12 protein-coding genes and 1 pseudogene are annotated in these 15,900 nt (G+C 45.8%); 6 read left to right on the top strand and 7 right to left on the bottom strand.

The genetic code is table 11. The features are described 5' to 3' along the window. A pseudogene (locus GMA8713_RS27690) lies at positions 1 to 283 on the top strand (IS630 family transposase); the annotation flags it as partial. An 11-nt stretch (positions 284 to 294) separates the two neighbouring features. Here GMA8713_RS27690 and dsdC read toward each other — a convergent pair. Beyond that, complete coding sequence (gene dsdC / locus GMA8713_RS10535; RefSeq protein ID WP_269747446.1) at positions 295 to 1,257, bottom strand: DNA-binding transcriptional regulator DsdC; 963 nt, start codon at positions 1,255 to 1,257, stop codon at positions 295 to 297. Between the two features lie 409 nt (positions 1,258 to 1,666). Further along, positions 1,667 to 2,251 (bottom strand): TfoX/Sxy family DNA transformation protein, encoded by a 585-nt coding sequence (locus tag GMA8713_RS10540; RefSeq protein ID WP_062709049.1) that lies wholly within the window; start codon positions 2,249 to 2,251, stop codon positions 1,667 to 1,669. Between the two features lie 455 nt (positions 2,252 to 2,706). On the opposite strand from GMA8713_RS10540, the gene GMA8713_RS10545 reads away from it, so the two are divergent. Together GMA8713_RS10545 and GMA8713_RS10550 are read left to right on the top strand one after the other, a co-directional pair. Next, entirely contained in the window at positions 2,707 to 3,627 is a 921-nt protein-coding gene (locus GMA8713_RS10545) for an HDOD domain-containing protein (RefSeq protein WP_062709052.1), read from the top strand. A 119-nt stretch (positions 3,628 to 3,746) separates the two neighbouring features. Beyond that, on the top strand, positions 3,747 to 4,646 hold the full coding sequence (locus tag GMA8713_RS10550) for a LysO family transporter (protein WP_062709055.1): 900 nt from the start codon (positions 3,747 to 3,749) through the stop codon (positions 4,644 to 4,646). Positions 4,647 to 4,727: 81 nt separating this feature from the next. Here the strand turns inward: GMA8713_RS10550 and ptsG are convergent, their stop codons facing one another. After that, positions 4,728 to 6,158: a PTS glucose transporter subunit IIBC gene (gene ptsG, locus GMA8713_RS10555; protein WP_062709059.1), complete on the bottom strand. Its 1,431-nt coding sequence runs from the start codon at positions 6,156 to 6,158 to the stop codon at positions 4,728 to 4,730. A gap of 478 nt (positions 6,159 to 6,636) precedes the next feature. Here ptsG and GMA8713_RS10560 point away from each other — a divergent pair, with 478 nt between their 5' ends. Next, positions 6,637 to 7,098 carry a M16 family metallopeptidase gene (locus GMA8713_RS10560; RefSeq protein ID WP_062709062.1) on the top strand — a complete coding sequence of 154 codons (462 nt, stop codon included), beginning with the start codon at positions 6,637 to 6,639 and terminating at the stop codon, positions 7,096 to 7,098. Further along, positions 7,019 to 9,418, top strand: coding sequence for a M16 family metallopeptidase (locus GMA8713_RS10565; RefSeq protein ID WP_084387702.1), 2,400 nt, complete (start codon positions 7,019 to 7,021; stop codon positions 9,416 to 9,418). The genes GMA8713_RS10560 and GMA8713_RS10565 overlap by 80 nt, the downstream gene beginning before the upstream one ends. Positions 9,419 to 9,741: 323 nt before the next feature. On the opposite strand, the gene GMA8713_RS10570 is transcribed toward GMA8713_RS10565, so the two are convergent. The 3 genes from GMA8713_RS10570 to GMA8713_RS10580 are packed head-to-tail and all read right to left on the bottom strand — an operon-like array spanning position 9,742 to position 12,818. Then, positions 9,742 to 11,031, bottom strand: coding sequence for a TRAP transporter large permease (locus GMA8713_RS10570; RefSeq protein ID WP_062709068.1), 1,290 nt, complete (start codon positions 11,029 to 11,031; stop codon positions 9,742 to 9,744). A gap of 8 nt (positions 11,032 to 11,039) precedes the next feature. Further along, positions 11,040 to 11,606 carry a TRAP transporter small permease gene (locus GMA8713_RS10575; RefSeq protein ID WP_232314412.1) on the bottom strand — a complete coding sequence of 189 codons (567 nt, stop codon included), beginning with the start codon at positions 11,604 to 11,606 and terminating at the stop codon, positions 11,040 to 11,042. Between the two features lie 48 nt (positions 11,607 to 11,654). Continuing rightward, positions 11,655 to 12,818, bottom strand: coding sequence for a TRAP transporter substrate-binding protein (locus tag GMA8713_RS10580; protein ID WP_062709244.1), 1,164 nt, complete (start codon positions 12,816 to 12,818; stop codon positions 11,655 to 11,657). 435 nt (positions 12,819 to 13,253) lie between these two features. Here GMA8713_RS10580 and GMA8713_RS10585 point away from each other — a divergent pair, with 435 nt between their 5' ends. Then, the gene (locus tag GMA8713_RS10585; RefSeq protein WP_062709075.1) at positions 13,254 to 14,870 is read left to right on the top strand and encodes a GMC family oxidoreductase; all 1,617 of its coding nucleotides are present in this window, start codon (positions 13,254 to 13,256) and stop codon (positions 14,868 to 14,870) included. Between the two features lie 129 nt (positions 14,871 to 14,999). On the opposite strand, the gene GMA8713_RS10590 is transcribed toward GMA8713_RS10585, so the two are convergent. Then, positions 15,000 to 15,782, bottom strand: coding sequence for an IclR family transcriptional regulator (locus tag GMA8713_RS10590; protein ID WP_062709077.1), 783 nt, complete (start codon positions 15,780 to 15,782; stop codon positions 15,000 to 15,002). Positions 15,783 to 15,900: the final 118 nt, after the last annotated feature.

Here is a 15,900-nt window from a genome sequence, read left to right on the forward strand (position 1 = left end):
AAAGAAAGACTCAGACCTATTCATTGCCATGCTGGAGAAGCTAAAGTGGCACTACCGCCGAGCCAAAAGTGTCACCTTGATACTGGATAACTACATCATCCACAAAAGTAAAAAAACGAAGGCTTGGGTCAACGTCATAGAACGATTGTGGAATGCTCTCCATGAGACAATTACTCGGAATCACAGGTGTAAACATATGTGGCAATTGCTCAGGAAGGTGAAGCACTTTATGGATAACGTATCGCCGTACCCGGGAGGTTGCCACGGCACGGCGAAAATGTAGCACTATTCGGATCAGTAATTTAGCGAGTTAAGCTGGCTTTCTAACCATTTCTTAAATGCCAATATCTTTGCATTGCCTTGATGTTGTTCTCTATATACCAGAAAAAAACTGTAGGGAGACTTAACAGGTCTATCGACGGGAGCGACCAGCCTACCGGACATCAAATAATCCTGAATATACGCTATCCTGCCTATGGCGACACCCATTCCACAAGTGGCCGCATCCAGCGCCAGATCTGCCCTGTCAAAACTGTGGTTGGTGCCGTTGAGTTCAATACCGTTAGCATTAGCCCAATACAACCACTCGTCGCTTAGACTGGCACTTGCCCAGGGCGCTGCATCATGCAAAAGCTGACACTGGGCCAATTTGTCTGGGTTATTAAAAAGCGAATGACGCTCCGCATATTCTGGGCTGCAAACAGGAACTATCGCATCATCCATCAAATGATGGCTGGTAAGACCGTTGTAACGTCCGTGACCAAAATAAATCGCACAATCAAAAGCTTCCGCTTTGAAATCAATCAAGTCGTTTCGGGTTCGGAGATGCAAAGTGACATCCGGAAACGCTTCGGCGAACTGGGCGAGTTTTGGCACTAACCACTTCTGTGAAAAAGTGGGAGGTGCTGAAATGATGAAATCACCAACAGGCTTAGCGCGGTTGAGCTCCAGCAACTTAAAGCTGATCGCTGAGAACTGCTCAGTGACAACCAACTTTAGCTGCTCCCCTTCATTAGTAAGGGATAAGTGCCGGGGCCTTCTGACAAACAAAGACACCTCCAAACGCTGCTCAAGCTTCTTTATACGGTGACTCACTGCACTCTGTGTCAGGTGGAGCTCTTCTGCTGCTCGGGTAAAACTCATGGTCTCAGCCACCACAGAGAAGCAATGTAATCCGGCCAGTAAAGAAGAAGAAAGCTGAGGCAATTTCATTGTTTTATTTTGTTTTTTGGGTGATAAGGAGACTTTAGCAATAATCGCTTTGTGGGTACACTCAGCCCGTCGAAGCGCAATATTCGTCGCCTGAAAAAATAGAATTGGCTAGGGTCTGTTGACCTTTGGTGGTTAAATTTCTAGCCCTAAGCGTTTTAGGCGCGGAGAGGTGTGTGCCGCCTAGTCATTCTAAGCAAGTACACCTCAACAAAGCTTAAAACGTTTAAGGTACGGGACGCGCAGTCGAACTCGAACCCTTCAGGCAGCTTTTGTGGGGAGTTTCTGCTGCGTTATCGGCTTCTCATGTAGACTAACTACACATCGACGCCTCCGCCTTGCATAAAACCCCCACAAACTGCTGCAAATATCAGCACCAAAGGTCAACAGACCCTAAGCTATAGGCATTAAAAAAGCCGCTGCAGGCGGCTTTTAGGGCATTGAGATAGAATTTAATTTAGATTGCGCGAAGTAGTTGTTGTTTAGTTTCTTCGCTCAGCAATGTCCAGTGAGTACCATTTTGAGCACCGGCGAACATCCACAATAGTTTCACATCGACATCGTAACCGTGCGCTTGTTGTACTTTACGGAACAGTTCTTCTGGGCTCATTGAGAAGAAAGTATCGACATCTTCTACGCCCGCTTTTTTCAGCATACGCTCAATGGTCAAACGCAAATTGGGTAAATCGCGAAGACGCTTGTTGAGCTTGGAGTCGCGGTATTCTTTTTCTGCTACCGAATTCTCTACGGACTTTTTTACCATCACATCCAACCCCTGATCCTCCTTTTCATAAAGATCAGTAATGTCATAGTAATTGACGATAGCGGTAGAGCTTTTCTTAACGTGAACGAATTTCTTGCACTCTTTATCGATGAGATTTTGCGTTAGGTCGTTACCACCACGCAGATAGATACGGTCTTCCTTGACCAGTGCGAACATGGCCCCGCTCACGAAGAAGCCTGTTCCGCCAAACATCGAACGTTTTTCAGTCTCGCCAAACTGCGACAAGTACTCAACAAAGCCACTTTTAACTTCCAACACGTGTGCCTCCTTTCTCCCCAAGAGATAAACCCAAAAAGTTTTGGTTTAAATATCGTAATTTCTCAACGCGAATTAATGATGACGCATTAGGGCACAGAAAACCATGCATAAGATCACTCAATTTCGAAAACTGTATCTTTTTTGCAACAGCAGTCACGATTATAGGATGTAACTTTTATGTTTCTACCGTGTTAAATGCGTAGTTAGACTCGCAAATCGTTACCTTTTTTTGCAGCGAGATTTCTAAATAAACGTTAGATTACTTCAAAATTTGCCACTCCCAGGTATCCAATCTTGCGTTTTGCCTACTAATAAGATTGTCAGCCATTACTGTGCATAAATAGCTATACAATCCAGGGAATAAGGTGCCTTTCGTTCAAATTTATCAACGGATGTATTTCAATTAAAACACTGGGCAATTACTATTAACCCAGCGTTTTTTTGAGTCTAAAAAGATGGATCACCTTTCGTTATTCTGGGTCTCCCCCAATCACGACAAATACCTTAAAGCGATAGAAACTGATTTTTTTCAGCGGATTTACCGTTCACTAAAAGACGGAACCCTTGAACTACCGCCGATCCCAGACGTTGTAGTGAAACTCCAGCGCGCTTGTAATCAGCCAAACACAACAGTCCGCGATGTAGCCGCACTGCTCCTGGATGATGCGACCCTAGCCGCCGCGGTCATTCGTTCCTCTAACTCTGCAGTGTTCAGTCCACGTAATAACCGACCTTGTCATGACATCAACATGGCGGTATCCCGCTTGGGTATCCAACGTGTTTTGGGTCTTGCCACCGCCCATGCAATTCAAACCCTGAAAACAAACTCACCATTCAGCAAGGAATGTAATGTCCTGCTTAAGAAAAGTGCTACAGCATCAAGAGAGTTTGGTTCTACGATGGCCTTGCTATGCCAGAAAGTGCGTAGCTATGATGATGAGAACCTTCATCTGGAAGTTGAAAAGTCTTTATTAATTGGATTGCTCGCTGATATTGGTATCTATAGTGCAGTAAAGGCGTTTCATGACTACACGGAAGAAGGTCACTATTTGGACTTTGAGATCGCCAGCCATGTTTTCTTCACGGTGAGTCGCGAAGCCAGTCGTTTTATCCTGAAAGCCTGGGGATTTGATTTGGACTTCGTCGAAGTGTCAGTCAACCGCCGAATAAGAAAGGGGAGTGAGGACGTTTCGTACCTGGATGTTGCCAAAATGGCTAACCACTTGTTAATGTTCCGAGCCAAAGATGAAGACATAAATGAACATGAAGTAGAGATCACCTTGGCAGGCGCTGAAGCCCTCTATGAGCTTTCCAATCTCGAAGAAAAAGACTTCCGCAGTCAGCTCTTTAATATCATTGATAACTGCGGTTTTTAAATTTAGTTTTTGCTTCTCAGCGAAAACTTTGAGCCAGTTTTAGCACATAGATTGACCTTATTAGATCGCGACTGATAATCTCATCGTGATTTCTTTCTTATCAATAAGGTCTTACGCTAATGCTTCCCGGCATGCTCTATATCTTTATACCTCTGGTCGTCGGCTACTTCATCACCATTAAAAGTGCCTCTCTGCTCGATACCATAAACCGCTCTACGTCTAGGCTGGTGTTCGTCATCCTAGGACTTATGGGGCTAAGCCTCGCTGGCCTTGATAACCTTTCCAGTAACCTCAGCCAAATCCTTCTGCTCGCCTTGACATTCTTCTTTTGTATTGGCGTCTGCAATCTATTGGCTCTACCACTTTTGGATAAGGTACTGAAAACGAAAACTGAACAGCACAAACGTGAAGTACCGGTTTCGGCCATGGCGATGGAATCCATTAAGTTGGTCTTTGTGGTAGGCGGAGGTCTTGTTCTCGGTTTACTTCTGCCCCTCCCACTTGATTGGGTTGACCCGGCCAGTGAAGGGATTCTCCTAATTCTGCTGTTTCTGATTGGTATTCAGCTTCGAAACAGCGGTATGACGCTCAAACAAATCATTCTGAACAAGAAAGGATTGAGTGTTGCAATCATCGTTATTATTACGTCATGGCTGGGTGGCCTGATGGCTGCATGGCTACTTGATTTGCCTTTCAACTATGGTTTGGCCATGGCGTCCGGTTTTGGTTGGTACTCCCTAGCGGGAATTTTGATGGGTGACGCGCTTGGGCCAGTATATGGTGGCGCTTCATTTATGCTGGAACTGTCTCGCGAGCTTATCGCGATCATACTTATCCCACTGCTTATCGCCCGTTATCCTCTCACCGCTATTGGCTATGGTGGCGCGACCTCAATGGACTTTACCCTGCCAATCATCCAAACCACGGGCGGTGTAAAGTGTGTGCCTATCGCTATTGTAAGTGGGTTCATACTAAGTTTGCTGGTCCCTATCCTGATGTTGTTCTTTGTCGCTTTGTAAGAGAGTGGCATTGAGGTCAGGAAAAGAAAAAGGAGAGCCAAGGCTCTCCTTTTGAATAGCGAGGGGGAACGCTATTATCAATTAGTTGTTACGGATCCACTCGTCCATGTCTGATTTCAGGTTGTCAGACTTGGTGCCGAAGATTGCCTGAACACCGCCACCAGCCATCACTACACCAGCCGCACCCAGTTTCTTCAGTTGGTCTTGGTCAACTTTATCAACACTTCCTACTGCTACACGCAGACGAGTGATACATGCATCCAGACCAGTGATATTGTCTTTACCACCGAAAGCCATTACCAATTCTTTAGCCATTTCAGACTCAGAACCAACAGCTGCAACAGCCTCGTCTTCGTCTTCACGACCTGGAGTTTTCAGGTCCAACTTCACGATAGCAATACGGAATACGATGTAGTAGAACACGGCGTAGCACAGACCCAGGATTGGGAATAGCCACATTTTCTGAGAGTTCGCAGACAGCACCACAAAGTCAATCAGACCGTGTGAGAATGACGTACCGTGAACCATACCCAGCATGTTGGTCAGTACGAATGCAGTACCTGCCAGAATTGCGTGGATAACGTACAGAACTGGTGCAACGAACAGGAATGCAAACTCAATGGGTTCGGTGATACCTGTCAGGAATGAAGTCAGCGCTGCTGAAACCATGATACCACCCACTTTCGCGCGGTTTTCTGGTTTCGCGGTGTGCCACATTGCAATCGCTGCTGCTGGCAGGCCATACATCTTGAACATGAAGCCACCAGCCAGCTGACCGAAGCCATTACCCGCTGCGCGAGACGCCGCATCTGCTTCCAGGTAACAAGTCAGTACACCTGTACGCGCTTCGCCTGCAGCGTTCACACATGATCCTGCTTCGAAGAAGAAAGGTACGTTCCAAACGTGGTGCAGACCAAATGGGATAAGAGAACGTTCAACGATACCGTAGATACCGAATGCCGCTACAGGGTTCTGGTTAGCTGCCCAGTGTGAGAATGCACCGATTGCGGCGCCGATTGGTGGCCAGATAACAGAAAGCAGCAGTGCCAGACCGATGGCACAGAAGCCGGTCATGATTGGAACGAAACGCTTACCTGCGAAGAAGCCCAAGTAGTCAGGTAGCTGAATACGGAAGAAGCGGTTAAATGCCCAAGCAGCCACACCACCCACCAGAATGCCACCCAGTACGCCCGTATCGATTTTTTCCACACCCATTACTTGCGCCATAACGCCCATCGTTGCAGCCATGATGCCGTAGCCAACGATAGCGGCCAGACCGGCAACACCATCGTTATTGGTAAAGCCAAGTGCAACACCTACTGCGAACAGCAATGGCATTTGACCGAATACCGAACCACCGGCACTTTCCATGATTTGTGAAACAACAGAAGGCAGCCAGCTAAAGTCGGCAGCACCAACACCCAGCAAGATACCTGCAACCGGCAAAACCGATACAGGCAGCATTAGCGCCTTACCGACTTTTTGCATGTTCGCAAACAGGTTTTTAAACATAAAAACGCTCCTGATTAATATTGAGTTGCTTTTAAACTCAAACCGATGCGAGTTCTCGACAACCCAGTAACTATGTAATTCGCTGGGTAATATAAGACTGCTCAGTTACGGAGACTACGTAACGCGATTTGGTTGTTCAGAAAGTAAATATAGATCACACACAAAACGGTCACGATAGCAGTTTTGATACTTTCTATCCTTATGATTTATATATATTTAACCCAAATCAGCACAATTAATGATTGATCTTCGTTCAATAAAATTTTTCATCCCTGAAAGTTATTTTATGTAACGAAATTAGCACCAAGTAACCTTTCTCAGTTACAGTGCGATATATAACTTAATCCTATGTATTTGTTAATATTTCATGGCTATACATTTACACAATGTATAGCTCGCAAACCCAGTCGGTTACTTTCAGTCCCACCTCTGCTTTGCCGTATATTTTCAGTTCAGTTCTGGCTAGACAGGAAAAAAGATGAAATTAATAAAACGCTTTGCTTGCTTGATTGTGGTGGCTCTTGTCATCGGCTGTCAAAGCACTTTGATTGATCAGCCATTCAGTGCCGATAGCAGTTGGCAGACCCAGACATTAGAGAATGGATTGATTGTTCACATTAAGGAGTTGCCCAACCAAGCCGTATCCACACGCTTCATGGTTCGCACAGGTTCAAGAGACGAGGCTGAAGATCAGAAAGGTTACGCCCACTTCCTGGAACATATGGCGTTTAATGGCAGCGAAGCCTTCCCTAAGAATGAAATTGTCTCGCTGTTTGGCGACGAAGGTGTGGCATTTGGTCAACATCTCAACGCGTTTACCTCATACACTCATACCGTCTATCAGGTAGACCTTCCTTCAAATGAGAAGCTCTCTGATACTTTGGCTTGGTATCGGGGAAATCGCCACTTCATTGACTCTGGAACCCGAAGAGATCACTAAGGAACAAGGTGTAGTATTAGGGGAGTTTCGCTTTTCTTTTCAGGGTCACAGCGACGCTAACAGTACCGATTTTGAAATCTACCGATTGATTGCCGAACAGCTATATGAAGTCGACGAGGATGTCATTGGTACCGAAGATAGCATCCGAAATATCTCGGAAAATCGATTAAGAGATTTCTATCAAACACACTACACACCCAACCGTATTGAGATTTTCATTGCAGGTGATGTCGATGCCGCATCAACCATCGAAGAGATCAGCGAACTTTTTCACACCTGGACAACGAAAGATAAAGATGCCCCAACACAAAAGGTCTCTCCACTCAGCCGAGGCGAAACTAGTATTGTCCGAGTGAATGATGTTTCATTCCCCTCCACGACCTTGCTCTTTGATTTGGGCGCAAACCCAATGGAGACAGCAACTGACTTTGAAAACTTTGCTGCCGCTAGTATTTTGTCGAATGCTATCAGCACACGCTTGAATGACCGTGCCAGAGATCTCAATGCTCCTGTACAAAGCACTCATGCACAATTGATTCAGTGGTTTGAGCGAATGGTTCTTAGCATTCAGGTTTCTTACGAAACGCCGAATCAACAGGAAGCAATGCTGTTTCTGGGCGAGGAACTTGCCACCTTGCGTGATCAGGGGCTGAGTACGCCTGAAATTGAGGCTCAAACCAGTGACTTCCTGAAGCTTGAGTCAACATTCGCGGACAACTATACCGCACGTAACTATGCCGAGGACCATGTCTTTTTCCGCATGATAGGCAGGCAGACTTTGTCACCGGAGACCTACAAGTCATTGTCGACCGTCTTCGTCAACCGTGCAGATAAAGCCTGGTTCAATAAAGAACTCAAATCGTTGCTCACGACCAAGAATGTACAATCCCTCGTTGCATTAGAACATCACATCTACCCTACTGAGCAAGTAAAGCAGGAACAACTGGCTTTTGTTGCTGATATGCAAAAGGCGTTCAAACAAACCGGTAATGTGTTAGTGCTACCAGACGTGGTTTCGGACTTCCCCATGCCTGACAAAAACGGTGAGATCCTGGCGATACAAGATCTCGATGCCAACACCACCAAATGGCAACTCAGTAACGGAGTCACCATTTACCTGAGACACATGCCAAACTCAGGCGATAGCGTTCATGTTTACGCGGGTTCTAAAGGCGGTCTGGCGGCGCTTCCAGCCTCTTTACGCCCAGCGGCTCTGTTGATGCCGGGCGCTTATTCTGAAAGTGGTCTTGGTGGATTTTCATTCAATGATTACAACCGCCTGATGGTCAGAGAAAATGCCTATCTGGAGCCCATGGTGTGGGAACACCTGCATGGATTTTATGGTAGTTCTACCAAAGCCTCTTTACCTTTAGTGCTTGCTTCAATGTACCAAGGCTTCCAGCACGCGACGCTGGATGAAGAGATGTTCGAACGCCATAAAACGCAATTCATCAAGAATAAACGCCAGTATCTAGATTCCGTTGACGGTAAAGCACTAATGGCTGTTTCAAATGAAATCTATGATGAGAATTCAGTTCGCTACACCCTAACGCCTGAGGATTATGAAAAAGTCAGTGCTAATGACGTTAGGATGGCTTACAACAACCTGATGAGGACAAATCGAGGTCTTGTTTATGTCATCGCTGGAGATATCCCTGTCGATGAATTCAAACCACTCGCACGAACTTACCTCGCTGGCATGACATTCAATGACTTGCCGACGGAGAGCCTTTACGCAGTGAAGTTAGAACCGAAAAAGGACGAACTCACCATTGCTTTTGGTCCCGCTGGTAACAATGTGGAGCTGGTTACCATGTTCGCCCGGGATGCGGAGAAGAAAACGACCAAAGATTATTTCCTGGCAGATATCGCAGGACGTATTCTAACATCCCGTTTGACAGAGCAAGTCCGAGAGACGGGGAGCTTAGATTATTCTCCCTACTCGTTTGTGATGTGGCCTGAAGGCGCAGATACTCAACAATTGCTTATTGTCATGAGCTCTTCAGTCATAAAACGAAAAGAGGCACGAGCTGCGCTGGATGAGATAGCGGACTCTATTGGACATGGAGCGACACCAGAGGAATTCAGCAGTACTTCGAAGCAGTTATCTCATGCACTACAAGATGGATTATCACAACCACAAGAGCAGGCGCGGATGATGTTCAATTATGTGCTCGCAGATGCGGATCCTCTGGCAGTGGTTAACCCTGATAGGGTGATCAACACATTGACGCAAGAGGATATCGACGAGTATCTAAAGGCGTTTACATCAAAATCTGCCACTCGGATAGACGTGACCAACTTACCGTCAGGAAACTAATGCAAAAGCCGGGAGCTCTGCTCCCGGCTTTTCTCATTCCATTATGCCCAAACAACCTGAAAATGCAGGATTCAGCGAGTTTGACTGGCGTTGTGATCGCGGCGTTCCTTTGTAGGTGTAGCCTTCTCCATCAAAAAGGAACAACAAAGAGCAAGGCGTCAGTCAACTCGCCCGAAGGGAGGCCTTCATGCGCCCACTTCTTTGTTAAATACCACGGAAATAGAACGACTATTCATCGTGGAATTTGCCTCGAATTGAACGCATTGATGGCCTCTGAATGCAAGCATCTTCAGGTCGTTTGGGTATATCACCTACCAATTCAATTAGCCTGCACCGGTAAATTGCAAAAGATAGGTCGATAGTGGCGGGTAAAACGCGATAATTGCCCAGGCAATACTCAGCGCAATCAAATAGGGCAAAACGAAACGGACAATTGTGAAATAAGGAATGCCAGTAATCCCACTTGCTACGTAAAGATTTAACCCGTAGGGAGGAGTAATAAATCCGATAGCATCACCGACCAAAAAGATGACGGCAAAATGAATCGGGTCAACTCCTGCACTGTAGGCAATCGGAGCAAGAATTGGTGCAAGGATTATGGTATTCGGTAAGCTTTCTAAAACCGTACCTGCAGCCAAAACCAAAAGCATACAAGCCAAAAGCACAAAAGTAGGATCACCAATCAGCGACATCCAACCCCTGACGACATCACCCGCTCCCAGCAGAGACAGCAATTGCTGCATAACTACAGATACCGCAATGAGGGGGGCAAGCATTCCCGTTATTTGTCCAGAGCGCAGTAAAATTGTCGGCAGCATACTGATCTTTATCTGGCGAGTGACCAGTACGCCGGCAATCAAGCAAAAACCGACTGTCACACCTGCCGCTTCTGTCGGTGAAAATGCTCCGGAATAAATGCCATAAATCACGATGCCGATTGCAATGAGACCAAGGTAAGCTTTTAAGCCAGTTTTGAGTATGTTTGTGGGGTTAAACGAAATGATATTCCCCCACTTATTTTTCTTACATACGAAATAGCATGCCAATTGCATGGCAATCACCATCAAAAGCCCTGGTAACATTCCGCCTATAAACAGGTCGCTGATGGAGAGGTCGAGTAGAAAGCCATACACAATGAAAATAATACTTGGCGGGATAATAATTCCGACTGTACCACCTGCTGCTGCTGTCGCAGCGGCAAAGCGTTCATCGTAGTTATTCTTTGCCATTTCCGGTTGCATAATAGAGCCAATGGTTGCAGTCGTACCGGCATTGGAGCCCGAAATAGCGGCAAACATACCACAAGCCCCAATCGTTGCCATCCCCAACCCTCCCCTTACCCATCCTAAGATGGCATAGGCAAAATCCGACATTCGTTTTGCAATGCCTGCAGCATTGATTAAGTCACCTGTCATAATAAATAAGGGCAGCGCGAGCAGGCCAAAGAAGTTCAGCCCTTCAAACAGAGTGACACCAATGTTGGCAAGGGTAAAGTCGACAACAAGGCTGCAACCAACAATCCAAAAACCAATGACTAAAAAGATTGGAACGCCAATTACGAACAGTAAGGTCACTCCCGCAGATATCAACGCGATTAATGTGCCGTCTTCCATAACGCCTCCTAATCGACCAAAGATGCCTGAAGCACAAAAGGTTCTTTGCGCTTGAACGTATTAATGTCCTTTATAAGGTTTTGAATAACCCTAATAACTATCAGCCCCCATGCTAAAGGTGTTGCCAAGTAGAACCACCACTCCATGATGTCATCTGTTCCACCAACAATCGCGAAATTGTCGTAGGCAATCCAAACCTGATTTGAGGCATGGAAGATCACAATACCCGCAAAAACAATCCAAAGAACGGCATCGAGAATCAAACAAAGAAACTGGAGTCTGTAAGACATCCGGGCACGGATTTCAGTCAACGCTAGATGCGTTCTTTTTCGGATGTTGTAAGAAGCCCCAAACCAAGTCACCCATAAAAAGAGAAGCACCGGAATCGTCGTGCTCCAGGCAACTTGCTGGTTAAACAGAAACCGTCTGACAACCTCAACAAAAATAATCCCGGCCATACTGGAATAGGTAATCAGGATGATGACCTTTTCCGTATTTTCATCTAGCCATTTCAATAACGCATATAGCGGTCTCATACCCACCTCGGAAAGCAAAAATAAAAAGAGCGCAGGCAAATCGCTAGCATTTAGACACGCTAACAGTCCACTCTGCGCTATGGTTTCTTAGCTCATCCACCACCGCTGCGGTGGCACATTCACTGCCGATGTGTCTTTTGGTATTTCACGGGCGATGTCATAAATTTCTTGATAAGTATCATGACCACCAGACCACTTATTCAGCCTATCTCTCCACTGTTCCCATGGCTCGGGATTGAATTCTGGTGAACACATTTCTTCAGCTTTACGTAGCTCAGCATCAGAAAGTGTCGCTACGCGGGTATTATTTTCCGCGAAAATGGTCCCTGGTTTGGGTGGATTTGTCGCCCCAACAATGTCGGTGAGTGCAGCCTCATTCATACCTTGAGTAAAGATCTGAGCGACATATGCCGACTCCATGACATCATCTTGTAGATCGGAGCCCAACTTATCAAATACAGGTAAGCTCATTGCTGTATGCTCGGTGCCGCAGAAGAACTTGAGATCAACACATTGTGAAACAACGGGGGCCATCCCTGCATAAGCGACGGCCCCCATCCAGGTTTCAGCACCGTCAATAAGCCCTTGCTTGAGCCCATCAAGAGTTTCCTCCCACGCGATTGGGACGGGGTTTAGATTCATCAGTTGCATCGCAATACGGCCAAGTTGCGTCCCGGTTACCCGGTTCTTGGTGCCCGCAAGCTGGTCTACGGATGTCACTAAAGGCTTATCCTTCCACTTTAACCCCAACTGAATACCGCGAAGCTCACAGTGGGTAAAAAGGAACTGCAGTTTATGGCGCTTTCTCAATGGCTCCCTAAACAGGGCTTCACTTTTAGGGCTGTAGAAAAAGTGGTATTGAGAAGCACGGGATGGAAACATGTATGCGTAATCAAGCACATTAAGATAAGGCGCGCCTCCAGCCGAGTTCTGGGTGGAAGCAGAGTAAATATCCACGATACCTTGCTGTGTTTTTTTCACACAGTTGGTTTGTCCGCATATCTGATTACTACCAATGAACTCAACCCGAATAGCACCATTCGTGCGCTGTTCTAAGTCTCTTGCGAAAAAAAGCTGCCCCGACTTCTGAATATCGAGGTTTTTCTCGTTAAATCCTGATGCGCCAAATTTGAGCTGAAATTTTGGCGGTGCAGAGTATCTTTCCTTCTGCGTATTCTCTGCCGCTTTTGCCAGAGACGATATGGAAGCGCCAGCTCCCAAAGTCCCTGCCGCTATCAACGTCGACGTCATCCCAAAACGGGCCGACACTTTCATAAAGTCACGACGAGTTAATATCTCCCGATTTCTTTTCATGCTCGCACTCCTTTGTATTGGCTATCGCTCAAACATTACGCTGACATGCCGAAAGTCTCTCTATCTGATGGGTGTCGGCTGTTTGAAGAAACAACAACCCAAAATTCCAGCAATTCAACGCGCTCTTCGTTACATTCAAGCTCACATCAACCCATACTCGCTCTTACATTAAAAATGTTAACGAATGGTTAATTTTTAACCTCGAACAGTTCATTAATGGCATAGAAAAAATAAAATTCAACCCTTGACTTAAAAAATCGAGATAACTAGTCTCATATTTCAATGTTTGAGAATTTCTAGATTTGGATGGCTTGCCATGGAATTCGTCTTGATTTCATTGCACCGAACTAACATGCAGGGAGAGTAAGTTAGATGGGAGATTCTTCTAATCGCTATGATTTTGTTGTCGTAGGGGCCGGTTCAGCGGGTTGCGTGCTCGCCAACAGATTGTCCAAAGATCCTGCCAATCGCGTCCTTTTAATTGAGGCTGGCGGAAGAGATAATAATCCTTGGTTGCATATTCCTGTTGGTTATTTCAAGACGATGCACAACCCAAAAACAGATTGGTGTTATTTGACGCAGCCAGACCCAGGAATCAATTCCCGTCAACTTCAATGGCCTAGGGGAAAAGTGCTGGGAGGTTCAAGCGCACTAAACGGGCTGCTGTATGTCAGAGGGCAAGCTGAAGATTATGATCGTTGGGAAGCGTTAGGTAATCAGGGGTGGTCATATAAAGATGTTTTACCCTACTTTAAAAAATCTGAAGATCAGGAGCGTGGAGCAGACGATTACCATGGTGTAAATGGGTTACAGAAAGTCAGTGACTTACGATTACGCCGACCTATTGCTGATCATTTTATTAATGCCGCTATCAATCTTGGAATCCCTTACAACCCAGACTGCAATGGCAAGTCCCAGGAAGGTGTAGGCTATTTTCAGCAAACGGCTTACAAAGGTTTTCGTTGCAGTACGTCAAAGTCTTTTCTGCGTCCTGCAAAACACCGGTCAAACCTCGACGTGCTGACAGATAGTCACGTTACCAAAATACTTTTTGAAAACAAAACTGCCATTGGTGTTAGCATATATAAAAAAGGGACAGAGCATCCTATCTACGCTTCAAAAGAAGTCATTCTCTCTTCCGGAGCAATTGGGTCACCTCAATTGTTACAACTGTCTGGAGTAGGCCCCGCTGCCTTGCTCAATTCGCTGGATATTCCTGTCATACAAGACCTGCCTGGGGTAGGTGAGAATTTACAAGACCATCTTCAGGTAAGGCTTGTTTTTAAAACTAGTGAGCGCACCTTGAATGATGAACTTAACAGTCTAATGAAGCGAGCGCTCGTTGGGCTTGAGTACCTTCTTAAAAGAACCGGACCTTTGACACTTGCAGCCAGTCAAGTTGCTATTTTTACAAAATCCAGCCCGGAGCTTGAACGTCCAGATATTCAGTTTCATATGCAACCACTAAGTGCTGACAAACCTGGCGATGGTGTTCATCCATTTTCTGCCTTCACTTCCTCGGTATGTCAACTTAGACCATATAGCCGTGGCAGCATTAAAATCATCTCTAGGGATCCTTTTGCGCATCCCATCATCCAACCTTGCTATCTTTCTGACAAAAGGGACCAAAAGATCATTGTTAATGCAATCAAGCTGGCAAGAAGGATTGCAAATACCTCTCCATTGTCTGAATTTATCTTGGGTGAATATGTCCCAGGCACGAACTATCAAACGGATGAAGAGTTGTTGTCCGCAGCGAGACAATTCAGTCAAACCATTTACCATCCAACCAGTACCTGCAAAATGGGGGTAGATGAAATGGCCGTCGTTAACCCTAGGCTACAAGTCTATGGTGTTGAAAACCTGAGAGTTGTGGATGCTTCCATCATGCCTGAAATCGCATCTGGCAACACGAACGCCCCGACGATTATGATTGCAGAAAAAGCGTCAGATATGATTTTGGAAGATCACGCCCACGCTAAGTGCTAAGTGCTAAGTGCTAAGTGCTAAGTGCTAAGTGCTAAGTGCTAAGTGCTAAGTGCTAAGTGCTAAGTGAGCGTGTTCCAAAGTGAGTTCAAGATACCCCGATATCGGCTCTGAGTTATAGGGCCATTTCTGTTAATTCACTTGCAATAAATCGTCAGTGATACCAAATTCAGCAACTGCCAACCGCTGTGCTGCTCGGCGAAGTAGAGGTAAGAATTGTCTGAGCTCTTCTAAAGACTTGCGGGCTGAAGGGGCATGAACTGCTACCGTGAATGCTACGCGGTTGTCATTATCAATGACTGGAACAGCTATTGCCACCATGTCATCTAGAAACTCACCGGTATCAACACCAACCCCATCTACTGCGATTTTTTCTAGATGTTTTTCAAGCTCGCTAACATCAGTCATCGTTTGTGATGTTTCTCTCGTTAGCGGTATGCTCTTAAAAAGGCGTTTGCGGGTAGAAGCTTTCATATCAGCAAGAAAGAGCTTCCCTGATGCCGTGCAATGAAGTGGGTAATGTTTGCCTACAGGCAAATGTATTCGATAAGGCCAGTTTGTTTCTACACGCTCAAGATACAGAATTTCATTACCATCGAGTATGGTGAGGTTGCAAGTTTCACCCACCTGCTCAGAGAGCTCTTTCAGAATAGAAAGCCGATGAACATTAATCGCTGAGTTTTTCAGCGTATCCCGAGCAAGTGCGCGTAACCTATTTCCTGCAGTAAAGCGTTTACCGTCCGGCTCCCTTTGAAGCAACCCTTCTTCTTCAAGTTGCTGCGCAATGCGATGGACAGTTTGTTTGGGCAAATCCAGCTCTTCAGCTAAGTAAACGCTGGACAAAGGTTTATCTGCTTTCACGATTTTTTCAAGGATGACAAAACCCCGAATAAGCGTTGACTGTGTTTCCTTCATTCTGCCCTCGAGCTAAAATGTTGACATGAAAAATGCACAATTGGTGTTTCTTCAATCTTGATTTTATAAGCCAACAGACAACTTTGCCAAATAACCTTAATTAAATGGGATATTGAGT

This window comes from Grimontia marina, assembly GCF_900060185.1.
In the GTDB taxonomy this organism is placed as follows: domain Bacteria; phylum Pseudomonadota; class Gammaproteobacteria; order Enterobacterales; family Vibrionaceae; genus Enterovibrio; species Enterovibrio marinus.